This is a genomic window from Membranihabitans maritimus (assembly GCF_021729145.1).
Classification (GTDB): Bacteria; Bacteroidota; Bacteroidia; order Chitinophagales; family Saprospiraceae; genus Membranihabitans; species Membranihabitans maritimus.
On the sequence record NZ_JAJSLW010000082.1, the window covers coordinates 1 to 401 of the forward strand.

Annotated in this window: 1 protein-coding gene; it reads left to right on the forward strand. The window is 46.6% G+C overall.

The window, feature by feature from the left end; all coding sequences use genetic code 11:
- Nucleotides 1-401, forward strand: a 401-nt coding sequence (locus tag LVD47_RS23400) for an IS21 family transposase (RefSeq protein ID WP_500797289.1), incomplete at both ends; no start/stop codon positions are given.

Consider the following 401-nt stretch of genomic DNA (forward strand, 5'->3'; position numbering starts at 1 on the left):
AATTTGAAATCCTATGTGACCCGGGCCGATAAATATGAGCCGGATTTTAATGCCTTGTGTGTGCAATTGGCGACCTACTATCAAATTGATTTGCAAGCTACCCGGGTACGTAAACCCAAAGACAAGGCCAGTGTAGAAAATCTGGTATCGACTATTTATAACCGCATATATGGTCCGCTTCGCAACGAAATTTTCCACAGCCCGGACGCTTTAAATGAAGGCATCATTCAATCGCTCAAAGACCACAATAACCGGCCGTATCAACAAAAACCCGGCTGCCGATCTTCCGAGTTCCAGTCGGTTGAATGGCCTGAGATGAAGGCCTTGCCCCCGGACTTATTTGAGATCAAAAAAACGACCCGTTCCAAGGTCCGCCGGGACTATCATGTTTTTATCGGAGA